Source organism: Providencia sp. PROV223 (assembly GCF_028479245.1).
Classification (GTDB): Bacteria; Pseudomonadota; Gammaproteobacteria; order Enterobacterales; family Enterobacteriaceae; genus Providencia; species Providencia rettgeri.
The window spans coordinates 421,016-437,858 of record NZ_JAMPNG010000002.1; the positions used below are offsets into that span (position 1 = coordinate 421,016).

Genomic DNA, 16,843 nt, shown 5'->3' on the forward strand with positions numbered 1-16,843 from the left:
AAAGGCTCAAGCACCCGCCAAAATAATAACAAAGTTTTATATCTCACTCACGTTTAATTCCATAGAAATAAATAAAAATATAAATTTAATTATCTAATAGTTTATTTAAATAATTATTAGGTAAATAATCATTAATAGGTTTAAATTATTTACTTATATTTTTATCTCAGAAAATGACTAAAAATCCGTAATGCTAAAAATAGCGCTTGCAAAAGAAAAAAGTTACCGTTAGTATCCGCAGCGTTTTATATTCATCTACTAACTGCAAGGAGGTTTACCATGACAACAATTAATCAAACTCTTTGCGGGCACTCTCAGAAATAGTCACTCTCGTTAGTTAATCTATTTTCTTAAATTTGCCTGCTAATCACCTTATTTTTCAATTAAAAATGAGTTAATAGCTTATGGGCAATACCTTACATACTGTGGATCAGCAAGTTAGCTACATCGCCACAGAATCAACATGGATTGAAAGTAAAGCAATCCAACAATTACAAACAACCGCAAACTTACCTGATATGGTATCCGTTGTCGGCATGCCTGACCTTCATCCAGGCCGCGGCTATCCAATTGGTGCTGCATTTTTCTCTACCAAGCGTTTTTACCCTGCGCTGGTTGGTAATGACATCGGTTGTGGAATGGCGCTGTTTCAAACGGATATTAAAAAATCGAAAGTTAACCTCGATAAACTCGAAAAACAACTTTTTGAAATGTCAGATCATGCGCCTCTATCTTGGCTTGAAGAGCATGTCCCAGATAACATGCAATCACATGACTTTATGCCATCATTAAGTTCTATTGGTGGCGGGAATCATTTTGCTGAGTTTCAAGCCGTTGACGAAATATTAAACCCAGAATTATTCGGTATGAGTGGTTTGAATAAACAACAATTACTGTTATTAGTTCACAGTGGCTCTCGTGGTTTAGGCCAATCAATCCTTCGTCAACATGTAGAAAATCATAGTCATGATGGGCTTATAGATAGCTCTCAAGATGCTAAAAATTACTTAGAAGCGCATCAAAATGCCTTAGATTTTGCCCAACTAAATCGCCAAATGATCGGTTTACGTATGCTGCAACAAGTAAAGTCAAAAGGTAAATGCGTTCTCGACCTTAATCATAACCTAGTTGAATCTTGTAAAATCAATGGCATTGATGGGTGGATACATCGAAAAGGCGCCACGCCATCAGATCGCGGGCTAGTTGTTATCCCTGGTTCTCGAGGTGATTACAGCTATCTGGTATCCCCACAGCCAAGTGAAGTTTGTCTGAATTCTCTTGCTCACGGAGCTGGCCGCAAGTGGATGCGAACTGAGTGTAAAGGGCGCTTATCTCATAAATATACACCGATTCAATTATCAAGAACGGCATTAGGCAGTCGTGTTATCTGTGCAAACAAACAATTGATTTACGAAGAAGCCCCACAATCTTATAAATCCATTGATACTGTAATTGAAAGCATGGTGAATATTGGCATCATCCAAGTTATTGCACGACTTAAGCCGGTTATCACCTATAAAACCAGTGGAGATTGCTCATGATATTGCTACAATTTTCCGCTGCTCAGGGGCCTGAAGAATGTTGTATTGCTGTTGAAAAGGCCCTTGCCCGCTTTCTACAAGAGGCTAAAAAATATCATATCGCTTATGACGTACTGGAGTCATTTCCCTCTAAAAAAGGGCTAAAATCTGCCTTAGTTTGCCTAGAAGGTGAAGATGCAGAAATATTGGCCCAGTCTTGGTGCGGTACAGTCCAATGGCAATGCCAAAGCCCTATTAGGCCGCGACATAAACGTAAAAATTGGTTTTTGAGTGTCACCCGTTTCTCTCCCATTAAACCAATTGAAGAGAGTGGAATTGAATTTGAGTTCACCAAAGCGCAAGGGGCTGGAGGGCAGCATGTTAATAAAACGTCCTCAGCAGTTAGAGCTAAGCATGTTGCTACGGGAATTACAGTTAAAGTTCAATCTGAACGCAGCCAACACGCAAATAAAAAACTCGCAAAACAATTAATACAATGGAAACTTGATGAGTATCAATCGAAACAATCAAATACATTAGATAAACAGCGCCATCAATCTCACTATCAAATTGAACGAGGAAATGCAGCTATGACTTTTGTAGGAAATGAATTTAAACGATTAATGTAAAATTAGTGCCACTTCGAATTAGAGGTGGCACATAATTTAATCCAACATTAGACAATATTTAATGATTCGATTTCTAAAGTAGATTATTTAAAATCATAAAGAATCGAATTATTCAATTTAGAGGAGTAGCAACCCATCTCAATAACCGAGCAATGGTCTTTTGGTACTGGGAAATAATTTACACTTTGTATTAATGATGACATATCATTATTAGAATTAATCATCACGGTATCACCAATATTTTTTTCGCTTAATTCCTTCAAAGCTTTTTCTAATTGGCGATTATACTCCGCTATACTAACACCTTGTTGAAATTGTTTAGAACCATAACCAAACTTATCAGTGCCGTTCATTTATAAACTCCTTTTTATATAATTTAGTCACACAGCAGAAAATATAATTTAATATAAAAAAACAAAGTTCAAATAAAGTTAACATCAAGAAAAACAGAAAATCAAATAAATATATTAAAATAACTATTATAAAATTTGTTATGTGTATAAATAATGAGAATACTTCTATCAGCCACCTCTATAAGAGGTGGTAATAGCCTGAACGGGTTAAAGTATTTTTTCAGTTAAAAACCACCCCGCGATACTTTCGCGAGTTTGTTCTGTCGGGAGCACTTCATGAGGAAATTCTTCTGACATGAAAAAGATCATACGACCTGCAATGGGTTCTAACTTAAACAATTGATTATCTTCTTGGTCATAGACAACCAATTCACCACCATCGCTAGGGTGCCATTGTTCATTCATATATAGAACTGTCGTAATTTTTCGTCGACCGACACCTCTTGGGTTATCCACGTGTTTCTTATAAAAACCACCATTTGGATAACGGCAAAAATGTGTTTCAAAATCACGTAGACCAAGATAAAGCTGACAGTTAAGTTCTTGCCTGACCTGCTCCATTTTATTGAGATAATGAACTATAGAACTCCCCATTTCGGGCTCCAACCAAACCGTTTGGTCGCCGCGAATCGCTTTATTACCTTGTAATGAATCTCGATGCCCAATACGCGCATCTTGTAATGTATTGGGTATGCATTGTTTTATCCTTTGGATATCTGACAAGGTCAGAAAATCGTCCCACACATACCAGCCTTGTGAGGAAAGCGAATCAATAAGTTTATTAATTGACATGATGAATGTTAGGAAGGTTACTCGGTAAAACTTTATACGGCAAAAAGATGTAAAAATAAAATTAAAAACTTGAATCCTGATAATGAAAACAATCAATCAATACCAATCACTAAAAATATAATGTTAATTATCATAAAGTAAGTAAAAATCACAATGCTCACACTTATCATTCAACCATACAATAAAATTAAAAAAGGTATTCAACTCTATGTTGAATACCTTTAATTCCAGAAGTAAAACGATTAGTTAGCTTAAATGCCTCTATAAGTACTGCCCTGTTCTATCTAAACCACCATAGTTATGGTGAGTAATACTCTTCATTTTTATTGATAATTCTATTACAGCACTCATTTTATCAGGCATAGAAAAAGAAGCCATTTGCTCGCTAATGGCTTGCTGATTACTAGCTTGGACTAATGGCTTCAATCTAGCTTCTTTATATTCGCTATTTATTTGATTTGTTAGTTCCATAACTCTAGTTAACGCTTTTTGTATTTTAATACTCTGATTATTGAAACTAATAATGTTACCCTTTGCTGAATCAGATAGTTTATTTTTTGTTTTATGTGACACTATTGAAGTTAAATTAACCATACTTATTCTTTCATTCATCGTAGAATCAGCTTCAGGATTTAGTTCTGAACCACCAATAATATTATCCGTTCTAATTTTAATTGTTTTATTCACTAGTTTGAGTGTTCTTTGGTATTTTACCTTACTAATTAAAATCTCTTTTAATTTACCTTTCATTTCTCTTACTAATGGTTCTGACGATACTCCATCATCTGTATACTTTCTTTCTTTCAACTCTGCAATTTCTTGTCTTAATGAGTCCTCTACGCTTTTTATTTTTTTATTCGATTTTCTATTGATAGAAGTAATGACTCAATTTCTTTATGCTTTTCATTATTTTTAATATCAAAATTAGCACCCATATTTTTATATCCCTTAGTGTATTAATACTATAAAACTGATATGTACCGCAAAAAAATGATACATGAGCAGGTAATAAATAACTAATTTAGTATTTATATAATACAACAGACACTGGCCTAACTTTATTATTAAAATAATAATAAATAATTAGTGAGCTAATTATTTATTACATAGATTATGATAAATATCACCGAAATAACTATCAGTGATATTTATTATTGATAGCATGAATTTTATAGGCTCTCCAACCGCGCATAAGACGCTACCAGCCACTTAATCCCTTGACCTTGAAAGGCAATTTGCAAGCGGCAGTGTTCCCCACTACCTTCAAGGTTAATAATCGTGCCTTCACCAAATTTAGGGTGCATGACACGCTGACCTAGAGCATAACCCGAATCATTTTGGCTAATCGGTGTACCAAGGCGCTGATGGCTAACGGGTCTTGAAACCTGCGCTCTCAAGCGAACCTCCTCAACACACTCTATCGGTAACTCACCAATAAAACGAGAAGGCCTGTGATAAACCTCTTTGCCATATAAACGACGGCTTTCTGCATAAGTAATCGTGAGTTTTTCCATTGCACGGGTAATACCGACATAAGCAAGACGACGCTCTTCTTCAAGACGACCACTTTCATCCATCGACATTTGACTTGGGAACATGCCTTCTTCCATGCCCACAATGAATACAACTGGAAACTCTAGGCCTTTAGCTGAATGCAAAGTCATTAATTGAACAGCATCTTGGCTGACATCCGCCTGCCCATCTCCAGCTTCCAATGCCGCATGAGAAAGAAAAGCCTGCAATGGCATTAAGTCTTGGTCTTCGTCTTGATAGCTGAAATCACGGGTTGCATTGACTAACTCTTCCAAGTTTTCAATACGAGCCTGTGCCTTTTCACCTTTTTCTTGCTCATACATCGCACGCAAGCCTGAGTCATTGATCACTCTATCTGCCTGAACATGTAATGGCATATCTTGAGTTTCTTTGGCTAACGCATCGATTAATTCTAAGAAACGCTCAATTGCGGCCGCTGCACGACCTCCCAACACCTGCTCGCGAAGTAAGTACTCACAACTTTCCCATAGTGTTAGCTGTTGATCCCGTGCAGTTTGGCGAACAGTATCTAATGTTCTATCACCGATGCCACGGGTTGGTGTGTTTACCACTCGTTCAAAAGAGGCATCATCATTACGATTTGCTATTAATCTCAAATAAGAAAGTGCATCTTTAATCTCTTGGCGTTCAAAGAAACGTTGCCCACCATAAATACGATATGGCATTGCACCTTGGATGAGCGCTTCTTCCAATACACGAGACTGGGCATTACTACGATACAGCATGGCACAATCTTGTAAGGCCCCACCATTTTCATGCCATTGTTTGATGCGGCCAACCACATAGCGTGCTTCATCTAACTCATTAAACGCACAGTAGAGGGATATTGGCTCGCCATCTCCGCCTTCCGTCCATAAATTTTTCCCTAAGCGGTCACTGTTATTCGCAATCAGTGCGTTCGCCGCTTTTAAGATATTATTCGTTGAACGGTAGTTTTGCTCTAGACGGATAGTTTCTGCGCCAGGAAAATCATTGAGAAAGCGCTGGATATTTTCAACTTGAGCACCACGCCAGCCATAGATTGACTGGTCGTCATCACCAACAATCATGACTTTGCCTGTATCCCCAGCGAGTACACGGATCCATGCGTACTGGATATTGTTGGTATCTTGAAATTCATCGACAAGAATATTGGTAAAGCGCTCACGATAATGCTGCAAGACATGGGGTTTATTCAGCCACAGTTCATGGGCGCGTAACAATAATTCCGCAAAATCCACCAGCCCGGCTCTATCACAAGCTTCTTGGTAAGCTTGGTATACCTTTAACCATGTGGCTTCAACTGGGTTACCATAGGCTTCAATGTGCTGAGGCCGCAGACCTTCATCTTTTTTGCCGTTGATGTACCACATCCCCTGACGAGGTGGCCATTGTTTTTCATCTAAATTCATCGCCTTAAGTAAACGACGAATTAAACGGTATTGGTCATCACTATCTAGAATTTGGAAGTCTTGTGGTAAATTAGCGTCCATATAATGTTGGCGCAATAAACGATGCGCTAAGCCGTGGAATGTTCCTATCCACATACCGCCTTCACTAGTACCAATCAATTGATTGATTCTATGGCGCATTTCTGCCGCTGCTTTGTTCGTGAATGTCACTGCCATAATTGAAAATGGAGAAGCATTTTCCACAGACATCAGCCATGCGATTCGATGCACTAGCACCCGAGTTTTACCACTACCAGCCCCCGCAAGGACAAGTAAATTGGTACGCGGTGCGGCAACCGCTTCGCGCTGTTTGTCGTTAAGACCTTCAAGCAGATAAGAGACGTCCATAGTTACCATCAAAGCAAAACAGTGGCTAACACCACTGTGAGGTTGTTGACAATGGCGAATGCCACTGTTTTTTTATACAGTAAATGATTATACCAATGATAAGAGAGAATCCAACCGCGAAATTTCCACATGCGGTAATAAACGCACCTCTTTCTCTTCCATCAGTGTTTTTTGGTTTGTGTTGATCCAGCAAGCTTGCATGCCACTGTTAATTGCACCTTCAACATCCGTTAGCAAGTTGTCACCAACATGAAGAATAAATTGTGGCTCAATCTCAAGCCGCTTCGCGGCTAAACGATACATATCGCAAAATGGCTTAGAGCGCCCGTCAGGCCCTGCTTTCAAGACAAATTGGAAATATTGACCTAACCCGCACGCTTCCGGTTCTGCATTTCCATTAGTGATCGCCACCAGCGGAATTTTTTCTGCCAGTTGGCACAGTGTTTCATGAGTAGACTTTGGGACATCAATTCTATTTCGCCAATAAGTGAAATGCGCCATGATGTCATCTGCCCCTTTTTGTGCGGCTTCTTTTGAGTAGCCATAATGGCAAAACATCATTTTGGAAGAAAGCCAACGCCAGCGTGAAATATCATGATAGATATCAGGTTCTTGCTCTTCGACAAGACGACGAAAAGCATAAAGATCTTCATTACTAAAATGATTAAAACGCGGGTCATATTCACGGACAAAACGTAAAACTTCTTCTTCCGTTTTATCAATAACTGGATGGTTATCGTAAAGCGTGTCATCCAAATCAAACGTGATCGCCAGAATGGGTGATAACGGACGGTAAAAATGCATTAAGGTTTCTCCCTCTTTGCTCTTGGATGAGCCACATCATAAACATTTGCTAAGTGCTGAAAATCAAGGTGCGTATAGATTTGTGTTGTCGATAAATTTGCATGCCCAAGAAGTTCTTGCACTCCACGTAAATTCCCACTTGATTCAAGGATATGTGTCGCAAAAGAGTGGCGTAATTTATGCGGGTTAATGTGGCTATTAACCCCTTGCTTTATACCCCATTGCTCAAAACGTTTCTGTACGTTCCGATTCGAAATACGTTTACCACTTTGGGTTGAAATAAAAACAGCGTCATCTTCTGGCTCATAGAGCTCTCGCATCTCAAGCCAACGCTGTAGCCAACTCACGGCAGTTTTTCCCATTGGCACCCTGCGTTCTTTACTCCCTTTCCCCATAACCCATACTTCACCCGTATTTAAATCAAGATGGCGAACATCTAGCCCTACTAGCTCAGATAAACGTAACCCTGCGCCGTACATCACTTCAAGCATCGTTCGGTCACGTACGACGAGCGGGTCACCACTCTCCATATTCAAAAGTTGGGAGACTTCATCCACATCCATATTTTTAGGAAGACGCTTTTTGGATTTAGGGGCATGAATGGCTTTTGCGGGATTTGCGGGTAATTCCCCTTGGTGCACCATCCAATCAAAAAAACTGCGCAATGATGATAACCGCAACGCCATACTTGCGGCTTGTAAGCCCGATTTACGACTTTTAGCGGCAACGTTGCGCACAATCGTTGCATCAACTTTTTGCCATTCGTGGATATTTAGTGAGACTAACATTTCCACAATAACACTCAATTGGCGACGATAATTAGTTATCGTGACAGGGCTTAGCCGACGTTCAACACGCAGATAATACAGAAAGGTCTCAATTTGGGTCATCAGCCCTTCAGGCTGATTTTTTATAGGCGTTCTATCCATTGGCATAATAACCTCGGTAGAATCTGAGCGACTTTCTCCAACATGACCGTTCCCATACCATGTTGATAATGTTCACGATCCCGACTAGTAAAGATGACCATACCGGATTCACCATGCTGACCAAACAGTGAAATAGCGACTGAACCGACATTTAATGCATCAGGTAAAAGTAATTGAATTTCAGGGCCATTCAACCGACCGAGATAGTTACGTTTATCGCCAAATCGTTGAATTCTCACGGGTTCAAATACACGACGCGAAATAACTAATTGATGCGCATCCAAAGGAGCGGATAAATGCCAGCTGTCACTAAACAAACGCACTTGAGCACCGGATAAACCCAGTTTTTTTGCCCAACGATTTAGCGCTAGCAGCATTTGCTGTAAACTTTCTGCTGATGACATTTCAATCACCAACACTAACAATTCATCAAAAAGCTCCACATTTTCGTGAGCTTGCTCAACCATAAAACGAATATCTTGTTCGAGCTCTTTGATTTTCAACCGTTGACGACTCATCACTAACTCAGGTAATGAGATAGCTTCCCGCACAACATGGGGTACTTTTAGCTGTTCCAACAGTTGCGCATTACGAAGAAAAAAATAGGGGTTTTCCGTTAAGTAGCGCACGACATCGACCTCATCAATTTGATGAGCCAATTCCTGTGCTTTTTTGGTTTTATCCATTTTTCCCTCTTCAGCTATTCAAAATTATAGTTGAATGACTCCGTCATAAACATGCGTTGCAGGGCCTGTCATATAAAGTGGCGTCCCAGGGCCTTCCCAGGAAATATCTAATGAGCCCCCTGGTAAATCAACTTTGACCCGCTTCGCCAGTAATCCTTGACTAATTCCAACCGCGACAGCGGCGCATGCCCCGCTACCACAAGCTTGAGTTTCCCCAGCCCCACGTTCATAAACGCGCAAGCGGATGTGGTCAGCACTGATAATTTCCATAAAGCCAATATTGGCACGTTCTGGAAAGCGCTCATGATTTTCTAAAGCGGGACCTAAAACTTCGACTTCTGCCGTATGAATACTTTCAACTTGAATGACACAATGCGGGTTACCCATTGAGACCACCCCACACAGAACTGTACGTTCTTGTGCTCGAATAATATAGGTTTTTTCTTCTTTAACTGCGCGAAATGGTACTCTCTGTGGTTCAAAATCAGGCACGCCCATATTAACGCAGACATCATCATTCTCATTTATGGTTAATGTCATACGGCCGGACTGAGTACTGACTTTGATTTTTTGCTTATTCGTTAAACCTTTAAGCCTGACAAAACGAGCAAAACAACGCGCACCATTGCCACATTGTGCAACTTCACTACCATCTGCATTAAAAATACGATAATGGAAGTCAAGGTCAGGGTCATAAGGTGCTTCAACCAATAGTAGTTGATCGAACCCAACTCCTGTGTGTCTATCCGCTAACCGACAAATCAATTCAGGCGAAAAATATACATTTTGTGTAACGCCATCGACAACCATGAAGTCATTGCCTAAGCCATGCATTTTAGAAAATTGCATTTCACGCTCCATAGAGGTGGCTTACTGATTATTTGTTGTTTGAGCAGGCTCTTTGGCAGTGCTGTCTTGTGCGGTAGGTTGCACATCAGATGCCTTAGCCGGTGCTGCAGTTTCTTCCGGCGGAAAATACAACGGGCCTTTTAAGCCACAGCCAGAAAGGGTAAATAAAACAACTAGTGCACTAAGCCCAATTAAACTTTTTTTCATTCTTTTTCGCCCGTATTGCTCACTTTTGACATCTGATAATTTACACAATAACAGGAGTGGCCTTGCAAATCACGCCTGTTTATCTAGCATGCTGATATTATATACTTTAGGCTAAATTTAGTCTGAAGTTTTTAGTGGGCATGCTTAGATTGACCCTGATGCAGATTCCCTCCTATAATTTCAGCTAACAATAATAATTTCAATTAACCCATTGTGAGCAAACAGGAAATTAATCGTGAATGACAGCGAATTTCATCAGCTAGCAGAAACGCTACTGAGCACCATCGAAGAGCATTTAGATAATTATGAGGGTGATGCCGATATTGATTGTGAAATCAATGGGGGTGTGATGACTCTTAGCTTTGAAGATGGCAGTAAAATTATTATCAACAAGCAAGAAGCATTCCACCAAATATGGCTAGCGACTAAACAGGGTGGGTACCATTATGATTATCAACAAGGTAATTGGGTTTGTGACCGCTCTGGGCATGAATTTAAAGCTAAATTAGCCGAGGCAATTGCCTTTCAAAGCCAAGAGCCCTTTTCATTTTAAGCATTACAAGTTTCGAAGGTGGGCAGCACGCTATACTGCCTGCCATTAATATCAATAATAGTGCGCTTGTGGGTGCGGTGATTGGTTCGAATGCACTTCATACCCAACGTCATCATCTTCTTCCGCTGTGAATGGCCATGTAGCCCCGGAAAATGCAACAACTTGATTTTTACCATCTTGATTAATGATTTGGTAAAATTGCGGTAAATTGAAATTGATAAAGTTTGCGCCATAGGTAAACCGGTCATGGGAAGAAGAATAGAATTTACTCACGTCACGAACAAGATCTTCTTTCGACCCCTCACAGTGAGAATAAATTTCAACCCGATTCGCCTCATCTAAAACATAAATATTAAAACCGGTATTATCTGCCGTATTTTCAAAGAAAAACTGTACAATCCCTTCACTCGCATAGCCATCAACAACTGCGGGCAAATGGTTATCACTCTTCGCCTGAAGTTTAACGGGCCAGCCATGTAGTTTGTTATGGGAGATAGCCCCGTAGAACTCAACCGCATTCTCAAGTTTTTGTACCGATACGTTCAGACGCTCAAAGAATAACCCCCACGTCTGCCCCGCGATACGCAATGCTTTAAAACGCCCAGGGTCATTTCGGTTGCTTGACAAACGCAATTCAACACACTCAGATACCAACTGTTGTACACGAGTACGGATCAACCCACGTAAGTGCTCACTATAACAAAACACCTCAACCGCTTCAGGAGGCGATGCATCTTGATGCATTTTCCCTAAAATGGTTTTAAGTGCTTCTAACATGCACTGTTCTCCGCTGAAATGTAGCGTTCTTACCTCATTCCACGAATTACGATACAACAAATCAATACTACCAATCAGGCACTGTTGTGATTCTCCAAAACTGAAAATATCCAGTTTTCTAAAATCAACATGGACGACTTGCTCAGAATATACCTGTGTTGGATCTTTTTCTAAGTTAACAATGATTGCAAGATGGCGAATTTCACATGGACTATAAAGCGCTTTTGGCGTTGGGGCTGGTAACCTGATAGGGAAATGGCTTGAAACATCGTGCATCAGTTCAAGCAATTTTCGTTCATCACACTGGGATTTCCCATTATGCATGTAAACCTGGGTGGTTTCAGTCAGCAAACCATTAAAATAAGCCCATGCCACTAATTTATTTAAATAGCGGTTATATTCAAGAGGTTGATGGCCAATAATGGCATCAATATTTGGCGCTTGGTTATACAAATACCAGCCGCTACGGTTAGCTCGCCCCTCTGGCACATAAATAAAGGTTAAATGCGCTTCGCTCAAATCAGGTGAGATTTGTGGATTAACTAACGTCACCTTACCCGGGAGAGCTTCGAAAGCCGCATATAATTTACGGGTTAATACTCCAATATCTTGTGGGCTTGCACTAACACTTAAATTATTTCTACGGGCAAAGCGAATGAGGTTACGATAGCTTTGCATCATCGTATCAAGTAACTCGTTATGTGCTTCACGGACACGCTCAATTTTCCATTGATTGCGTGTATCGAGTATCGACAAACGCTCTGATCCCCATCCCCATGATTCAACCAATTGAGACAACACATCACGGCGCCAACCTGCGCAAGTATTCCCCTCTTCTTCAGATAGTTTTTCGCATACTTTCAGGTAGAAACAACGGCGGATAAGGTCAAGACGGGTTAAATCATTAATTTCAGTCAGGTAACGTGTCACACGCTCTAACATTAAGCAGTATGAGTCCAAGCCATAACACACAATTTCGCCTGCATGTAAATGACGCTTAAACTCCATGGCTAATAATTTACCGTTAGGGTAATCCCATGAATAGGATTCCAGCAAAATGCTCTTCAATACTGCTTTATAAGGGGAATCAACACTTTTATACAACTGCCATAGGCTTGCACCGAAATATTCCGCGGCAGAAAGCTCACTTAACCCGCCTAAATCAAGCCATTCGTTCGGTGTTAGCACTCCTTGTGCATATAACCCCATAACATATTCATCGTAATGCTGCTCTTCTTCAACCGGCACCATGGTCCACAGCAAACGTTTACCCGCCATACGTACAGCGGTTCGATAAAATTCATCTAACAATAGGATGTGTTGCGTTGAACCACAGTTTTCCCCACCAATATGCCCACTGGCATGATGGCGAAAACGATTTTCATCGATTAAAAACACAGTGACATCAATCCCTAAAGATGCTGCCCACTGTTCAATTAAGGTGCATTTTTTTTGCAAAAAACGTTTTTCTTCGTGGTCCAACCAAGAAGGATGACAAACCCAAACGTCGATATCTGAACACTGGCTTTGCCCAACAGATGAAGTGCTACCCATCGAATAAATGCCTGTAATCGGTAATTCACCGTTCGCTTCAGTTTCAATCGCGGGTAAAAAACGTTCAAAAGGTGCCAACCATTTTTTTTGCTCTGCATCAGGAGAGAAAAAGCAGACACCATGAGGGACATTACCTTCAATAAAACCAGGCATCATGGGATGATGATAATGAAACAAGACAGGCAGCAAGCTATAAACCTTCGAGAAGGTTTCACTCATAGAAGCTGTTGCACGTTCTAACCGTAATTGGTTTATTGCATCCAGTCTTTGTTTTAAGGTTTCAATATAGAGATACAAAGGTTACGCCTGATTGAATGAAAGTAATACAAACCTGAGAATTTCCCAGCACCCAACAGATAGAGATAGATTTAAAATAATTTTCAAATGGATTGTCGGAAACGTGATCAATTTAACACCTTGCATCAAAAGGGTAAAGTAGATCACATAATTTTACGCGCTTATTTTTGATACAAAATGCTTTTCAACATATTGTATAAAAAGGCTTTTTATTTTTTAATCTGTAAAATATCCCTTGTTTTTCAATGGAATAATTTCTTTTTACTCTGTTGTTTAGTAAAACAGCAAAACCAAACGATATTAAGTACAATACGCACAGCGTCTGTGCTTACACGCTTCAACACGAATTAATAGAAAACACAGATTGTTCCACACAAAAAATAGCACAATAAGCTAAAGAAATTGCTTAATAGCTATTCTAGGTCATCTCATTTTGAATCACTTTCTTGCATCATGGTAGAAAAAGTAAATCGGCTATAAACAATTCAGAGCGCGGTTTTGCACCCAGCTGGAAAAAATATCCTTAACATGTTAAAACTAATGCCAATTGTATGGTTAATCTGCGGCATTCTTAGCCAGAGAAAACAGTAAAATGACATCAACAAATATCGTGCGTATTGCGACGCGCAAAAGCCCTTTAGCCCTATGGCAAGCGCACTTTGTCAAAGATAAATTAGAGCAGCTTCACCCGGGCTTACAGGTTGAATTAGTGCCTATGGTGACAAAAGGCGACATCATTCTTGATACCCCTCTTGCTAAGGTCGGCGGGAAAGGTTTATTCGTCAAAGAATTAGAACTTGCCTTGTTGGAAGGACGCGCAGACATTGCCGTTCACTCGATGAAAGATGTCCCTGTTGAATTCCCTGAAGGCTTAGGATTAGTCACGATTTGTGAACGTGAAGACCCTCGAGATGCCTTTGTCTCAAACCACTACGATAATCTTGATGCATTGCCAAAAGGCAGTATCGTCGGGACATCGAGTTTACGTCGTCAATGCCAATTAAGGGAACTCCGCCCTGATTTAGTCATTCGCGACTTACGTGGTAACGTAGGTACACGCCTATCAAAATTAGATAACGGTGAATATGATGCCATTATTTTAGCCGTTGCTGGGTTAAAACGCTTGGAGTTAGACACTCGAATTAAAACGGCTCTTGCACCTGAGCAATGCTTACCTGCAGTTGGCCAAGGTGCTGTCGGTATCGAATGCCGTTTAAATGATAGTAAAACCCGCGAATTACTCGCGAAACTCAATAATGACTCAACATCAACCTGTGTTCTAGCTGAACGAGCAATGAATATGCGCCTTGAAGGCGGTTGCCAAGTTCCGATTGGCAGTTACGCTATTTGGCAAGATGACAAAATATGGCTACGGGCCTTGGTAGGAGCGCCAGACGGCAGTGTGATTATTCGTGGGGAACGACTCGTTTCTCCGAGTGAAGCTAATCAAGCGGGTGTATCATTGGCTGAAGAATTACTTGAGCGTGGTGCAAGGGAAATTCTGGCGGATGTTTACCAAGGAAACCCGCCTGCATGAAGGTGCTTGTCACTCGCCCTGAACCAGCAGGTTCGGACCTGATCACAGCAATCACCGCCAAAGGGGGAGAAGCCTTCGCCTCCCCTTTAATTTGCATTGGACCCGGTGCTGAATTAAATACCCTTATACCTCAACTTGATAGCCTTACTGAAAATGATTTAGTCTTTCTTTTATCTAAAAATGCAGTCGAATATGCAAATTTAACGCTTGAACAAATGGCGCGTAGCTGGTCAGATAAGTTATCTTACTATGGAATTGGCCGCTCTACAGGGCAGTATTTTCAACAAGTAACAGGAAAAAACATAAGTTGGGCTGAACAAGGTGAAACCAGTGAAGTACTACTGACACACCCTGAACTTCAATTTCTCGAAGGGAAAAACGCTCTATTATTACGAGGAAATGGCGGACGAGAGCTTCTCGCATCAACATTAAGGGCTAGGGGCGCAAAAGTCAGCTATTGTGAATGTTATACAAGGCATCCTGTTTACTATGATAGAGCCCTGTTCAATCAGCAATGGTTTCAAACGGGTATTACAGATGTTGTGATCACGAGTGGTCAAATGTTAGCCTTGTTAGACGAATTAATCACTGAAGAATACCAAACTTGGTGGTTTTCCCGCCGCCTACTTGTCGTCAGTGAACGGATTGCAGACCAAGCCCGCAGAGGCGGATGGCAAAAGGTCTGTGTAGCTAATAGCGCAGATAATAATGCTTTATTAGAAGCATTAATTTCAATCGATATGGGATGCTAATTTATGACGGAACACGATAAAACAACCGAGACGGTTACCCAAGAAGCTGGTGCAGAACAACAGCGCCCAAAAAACAAACCTTCTTCGGAACAAAAACGTTCTGGTCTGATAGGTGGTGTAATTGCTATTGCTATTATCATCGCTATTGGTGGCGGATTATACTATTTTACCCAACAAAGCACTGCCACTTTAGTAAATGAAAACAATGAATTAAAACAAAAATTAAGTGATTTAATCGAACAGCAAAATTCAGACAGGCAACGGTTAAACGCTTTAGTTGCGGCTAATACTGAAATAAAAAGCCATTCTCGTGAATATGAAGAGAATCTCAACCGTCGCATGCAAGAGCTACAAGCGCACGTCACGGCATTATCCAGCGCTGATGTTAAAAGTTGGCTTCTCGCACAAGCTGACTTTATGGTTAAAATGGCGGGAAGAAAGCTGTGGAATGATCGCGACCCTGTGACCGCAGCGGTTCTATTAAAAAGTGCTGACTCAAGTTTAGCCGAAATGAATGACCCGAGCCTACTCGACATTCGTAAATCAATTAACAGTGATATGGCTAAATTAGCCGCAATCAATCAAATTGACTATGACGGTATTATCTTACGTTTAAACCAGCTCAGTAATGAAGTGGACAACTTACGTTTAGCGGATTTAAACAGCGGCGATGCGAAAAATGAAGATAACGCGGATGTCAGCGAGGATATTTCGGATTGGAAACAAAATTTGGCTCGTAGCTGGAAAAGTTTCGCAAATGACTTCGTCACCGTACGCGCTCGTGATGGCTCAGAAGCCCCGCTTTTAGCTCCAAATCAGGATATTTATCTACGAGAAAACATTCGCTCTCAACTATTAATCGCAGCACAAGCCGTGCCACGTTATCAAGAAGCCACTTACAAACAGTCATTAGAGCAGGCTTCGACTTGGGTAAGAGCCTATTTTGATACTGAGGCGCCTGAAACTAAAGCTTTTCTATCAACCATTGATGACCTAATCAATCAGCCGATTGATATTGATATGCCTGATACTTTAGAAAGCCAAGAAAAGCTAGAAAAAATCATGCAAACACGGGTTCGTAGCTTACTTTCTCAGTCGTCTGACAATGCAAAAGTTAGCGATGGTGCCGTTGATGCCGCAGCGGATGCAACTGAAGCGCCAACAGAAGCCGCAGCAGATGCCGCAGTTCCCGCCACGGATACGCAAAAAGCGGAGTCAGCTGACAATGCACACCCTTTTGAATCAGCAGACCCTGCTGGTAATAGGGGGTAA

Annotated in this window: 16 protein-coding genes; 6 read left to right on the plus strand and 10 right to left on the minus strand. The window is 40.7% G+C overall.

The features are described 5' to 3' along the window. The first annotated feature begins 404 nt into the window (after positions 1-404). On the plus strand, positions 405-1,541 hold the full coding sequence (locus PR767_RS04750; RefSeq protein WP_117162652.1) for an RNA ligase RtcB family protein: 1,137 nt from the start codon (positions 405-407) through the stop codon (positions 1,539-1,541). Further along, positions 1,538-2,149 carry a peptide chain release factor H gene (gene prfH / locus PR767_RS04755; RefSeq protein ID WP_272519952.1) on the plus strand — a complete coding sequence of 204 codons (612 nt, stop codon included), beginning with the start codon at positions 1,538-1,540 and terminating at the stop codon, positions 2,147-2,149. The genes PR767_RS04750 and prfH overlap by 4 nt, the downstream gene beginning before the upstream one ends. A gap of 83 nt (positions 2,150-2,232) precedes the next feature. On the opposite strand, the gene PR767_RS04760 is transcribed toward prfH, so the two are convergent. The 9 genes from PR767_RS04760 to lptM all read right to left on the minus strand — a co-directional run bounded on the left by PR767_RS04760 (position 2,233) and on the right by lptM (position 10,101). Next, positions 2,233-2,502 (minus strand): hypothetical protein, encoded by a 270-nt coding sequence (locus PR767_RS04760; RefSeq protein WP_110731577.1) that lies wholly within the window; start codon positions 2,500-2,502, stop codon positions 2,233-2,235. 207 nt (positions 2,503-2,709) lie between these two features. Further along, the gene (locus PR767_RS04765) at positions 2,710-3,294 is read right to left on the minus strand and encodes a 2OG-Fe(II) oxygenase (protein WP_123382189.1); all 585 of its coding nucleotides are present in this window, start codon (positions 3,292-3,294) and stop codon (positions 2,710-2,712) included. A 261-nt stretch (positions 3,295-3,555) separates the two neighbouring features. Next, positions 3,556-4,101 carry a hypothetical protein gene (locus PR767_RS04770; RefSeq protein ID WP_272519953.1) on the minus strand — a complete coding sequence of 182 codons (546 nt, stop codon included), beginning with the start codon at positions 4,099-4,101 and terminating at the stop codon, positions 3,556-3,558. 362 nt (positions 4,102-4,463) lie between these two features. Further along, a complete protein-coding gene (gene uvrD / locus PR767_RS04775) occupies positions 4,464-6,626 on the minus strand; it encodes a DNA helicase II (RefSeq protein ID WP_004907350.1) in 2,163 nt (720 codons plus the stop codon). An 87-nt stretch (positions 6,627-6,713) separates the two neighbouring features. Further along, positions 6,714-7,430 carry a 5-amino-6-(5-phospho-D-ribitylamino)uracil phosphatase YigB gene (gene yigB, locus PR767_RS04780; protein ID WP_004907349.1) on the minus strand — a complete coding sequence of 239 codons (717 nt, stop codon included), beginning with the start codon at positions 7,428-7,430 and terminating at the stop codon, positions 6,714-6,716. Continuing rightward, a complete protein-coding gene (xerC, locus tag PR767_RS04785) occupies positions 7,430-8,359 on the minus strand; it encodes a tyrosine recombinase XerC (RefSeq protein WP_272519954.1) in 930 nt (309 codons plus the stop codon). The genes yigB and xerC overlap by 1 nt, the downstream gene beginning before the upstream one ends. Then, complete coding sequence (locus tag PR767_RS04790; RefSeq protein ID WP_109912157.1) at positions 8,341-9,045, minus strand: DUF484 family protein; 705 nt, start codon at positions 9,043-9,045, stop codon at positions 8,341-8,343. Before PR767_RS04790 ends, xerC begins: the two co-directional genes overlap by 19 nt. A 24-nt stretch (positions 9,046-9,069) precedes the next feature. Then, on the minus strand, positions 9,070-9,894 hold the full coding sequence (dapF, locus tag PR767_RS04795) for a diaminopimelate epimerase (protein ID WP_272519955.1): 825 nt from the start codon (positions 9,892-9,894) through the stop codon (positions 9,070-9,072). A 21-nt stretch (positions 9,895-9,915) separates the two neighbouring features. Next, a complete protein-coding gene (lptM, locus tag PR767_RS04800) occupies positions 9,916-10,101 on the minus strand; it encodes an LPS translocon maturation chaperone LptM (RefSeq protein ID WP_004906065.1) in 186 nt (61 codons plus the stop codon). A 235-nt stretch (positions 10,102-10,336) separates the two neighbouring features. Here lptM and cyaY point away from each other — a divergent pair, with 235 nt between their 5' ends. Further along, complete coding sequence (gene cyaY / locus PR767_RS04805; RefSeq protein WP_004907335.1) at positions 10,337-10,654, plus strand: iron donor protein CyaY; 318 nt, start codon at positions 10,337-10,339, stop codon at positions 10,652-10,654. Between the two features lie 51 nt (positions 10,655-10,705). Here the strand turns inward: cyaY and PR767_RS04810 are convergent, their stop codons facing one another. After that, positions 10,706-13,282, minus strand: coding sequence for a class I adenylate cyclase (locus PR767_RS04810; RefSeq protein WP_004907332.1), 2,577 nt, complete (start codon positions 13,280-13,282; stop codon positions 10,706-10,708). 592 nt (positions 13,283-13,874) lie between these two features. On the opposite strand from PR767_RS04810, the gene hemC reads away from it, so the two are divergent. From hemC to hemX, 3 genes are read left to right on the plus strand one after another with little or no spacing between them, the layout of a single operon-like run. Then, a complete protein-coding gene (hemC, locus tag PR767_RS04815) occupies positions 13,875-14,819 on the plus strand; it encodes a hydroxymethylbilane synthase (protein ID WP_004907329.1) in 945 nt (314 codons plus the stop codon). Then, positions 14,816-15,571, plus strand: a complete 756-nt coding sequence (locus PR767_RS04820; protein WP_272519956.1) for a uroporphyrinogen-III synthase — start codon at positions 14,816-14,818, stop codon at positions 15,569-15,571. The genes hemC and PR767_RS04820 overlap by 4 nt, the downstream gene beginning before the upstream one ends. Before the next feature lie 3 nt (positions 15,572-15,574). After that, positions 15,575-16,843 (plus strand): uroporphyrinogen-III C-methyltransferase, encoded by a 1,269-nt coding sequence (hemX, locus tag PR767_RS04825; RefSeq protein WP_272519957.1) that lies wholly within the window; start codon positions 15,575-15,577, stop codon positions 16,841-16,843.